The 2,166-nt window shown below is 32.1% G+C and carries 3 protein-coding genes and 1 tRNA gene; 3 read left to right on the forward strand and 1 reads right to left on the reverse strand.

The window, feature by feature from the left end; all coding sequences use genetic code 11:
* On the reverse strand, window positions 1–779 hold a 779-nt coding region (locus tag AOG55_RS06350), incomplete at its 3' end, for a heme o synthase (RefSeq protein WP_055041050.1).
* A gap of 243 nt (window positions 780–1,022) precedes the next feature.
* Here AOG55_RS06350 and AOG55_RS06355 point away from each other — a divergent pair.
* From AOG55_RS06355 to AOG55_RS06365, 3 genes are all read left to right on the forward strand, one after another.
* The gene (locus tag AOG55_RS06355) at window positions 1,023–1,328 is read left to right on the forward strand and encodes a hypothetical protein (protein WP_048101739.1); all 306 of its coding nucleotides are present in this window, start codon (window positions 1,023–1,025) and stop codon (window positions 1,326–1,328) included.
* A complete protein-coding gene (locus tag AOG55_RS06360; protein ID WP_231563425.1) occupies window positions 1,309–1,944 on the forward strand; it encodes an METTL5 family protein in 636 nt (211 codons plus the stop codon). The genes AOG55_RS06355 and AOG55_RS06360 overlap by 20 nt, the downstream gene beginning before the upstream one ends.
* A 47-nt stretch (window positions 1,945–1,991) precedes the next feature.
* Window positions 1,992–2,063, forward strand: a tRNA-His gene (locus AOG55_RS06365).
* Window positions 2,064–2,166 lie beyond the last annotated feature (103 nt).

Raw genomic sequence — 2,166 nt, forward strand, 5'->3', positions numbered from 1 at the left:
CTCTTCCGATCTATAAATAAATATGAATAATAAATGACAGGTATTGATAATATTAAAACTATAATAAGATAGATATAATTGAATATCCCTATAAAATAAGGTATAATTGAGAATACTATCAAAAGTATTGATGAGAATGATATGGCAATTGCTGTTGTTTTATCTGAATAAACTACAGGAAGCATCGGGACATTTGCCTTTTTATAATCGTCCTTATACCTGAAGGCAAGGCTCCACACATGAACAGGAATCCATATCATAACAAGTATAAACAGTATCCAGGGAAGCCATGAAAATGAGTTTGTAATTGAATACCAGCCAATTAAAACAGGAAAAGCGCCGGAAAAGCCACCAAATATTATGCTAAATGGTGATATCTTTTTAAGCCAGTAACTGTAAATCACAACGTTATCAAAGATTCCAAGAAGCATAAATAATGCTGAAATAAATTTTAAAAAAATTATTAAAATTACTATTGAGGATATTGACAGTATGTAACCGAATAAAAGTGCCCCTTTCTTTGATATCTCTCCCCTTGGTAATGGCCTGCCCTTTGTTCTTTCCATAACAGAATCCATGTTATAATCTATGTAATTTGTAAGGCTCTCTGCACCCATTGACCCAAGCATAACTGAAACTGTTGCTATAATAATATATATTACATTTTCAACACTATAATCTTTAACTGCCAAAATTGCACCTGCAAATCCTGTAAAAACTAGTAACCACCATACTCTTGGCTTTGTATATTTAATGTAAATCGAAATTTTATTTGACATCCATACGCCTTGATATTAACCAGATATTTAACTTAAATAAATAACTTTATTGATTTTAAATGAAATAATGTGTAATTGAAATGACGGTATGTTATACTCAGGCTTCATAATAAATATAAAAAGTAAAATATACGTAAAATACAAAATTCAGTATTGGGCTTTAAAAGTAGTGTTTGTGGGGTTATATTATTTTTCAATAATTAAAATATGAAAAATTTATAAATAAGTTAACAATAGATATGTATGTCACAGTCAGATAATATTAATAAAATAATTAACAAGGCAAGATTAAACAACTCATTAAGAGATTTACCATCGGTCCTTGTTCCAGTATGGCAGATAAAGATAAGGGAAAGATTTGGCATTAATGTTGATAGGGAAATAGCAGAATATATAGTTCTGGCAGCTCATGAGAGTGGAACGTGGAAGAGGCAGAGGGCCATTAGAAAGATAGAGAAGCTTCTTATCGAAAGGGGTGGAGATAAAACCGAATCATATAATATTGCAAAAAATATAGTGGAGATGGCAGTTGGTAACCCACAGCAATAACATTTCCAGGAAAAGCCTTGAAATATTTCTTCAGAATATTGAAAAAATTTCATCTTATAAAATAAATTTAGAGCAGTATCCCACTGATTCCTATACTGCATCATTTATCTTGTGGAATGCCTATTTCGATGGGAACATAGCACAAAAAAATGTAATAGACCTTGGAACTGGAAATGGCATCCTTGCCATGGGATCAGTATATCTTGGGGCTGCAAGTGTAACCGCTGTAGATATAGACCCTGAGGCAATAGAAATTGCAAGGCGCAACTCCATTGAGAATGGCCTAAATATAAATTTTAAAAACCGCGATGTTTCAGACATTTCAGGTGAATATGACACTGTTATTATGAACCCTCCATATGGGTCAGTAAACCGGCATGCAGATCTGCCTTTTATTAAAAAAGCATTTGAAATAGGTTATTATATATATTCAATACATAATTTTAAATCTCTTGATTTTGTAAGAAAATTATATGAAGAGTGTGGGGAAATAATAAGAATGAATGAAATTGAAATTGCCGTTCCGCATATTTATCAGCATCATAAAAAAGATTTGTACCATATAAAATCAGTGCTCATTTATGCAAAATCCAAAAAACATGAAAAAATTATATAGCTAAAAGTAATATTAAGCAAAACCTGATCCAGTATGGTTTTATAATGGCCGGGGTGGGGTAATGGATATCCTTGGGGACTGTGGATCCCCGGACCCGGGTTCGATTCCCGGTCCCGGCCCTCTTTTTATATAATGCAAAAATTAACCATAGTTTATCTGGTATTAATATTGTAATACTCCAGTGAGTTTAATGATAAATCCGCATTTTTAAGTTCATCTATT

It is taken from the genome of Acidiplasma cupricumulans (genome assembly GCF_001402935.1).
Taxonomy (GTDB): domain Archaea; phylum Thermoplasmatota; class Thermoplasmata; order Thermoplasmatales; family Thermoplasmataceae; genus Acidiplasma; species Acidiplasma aeolicum.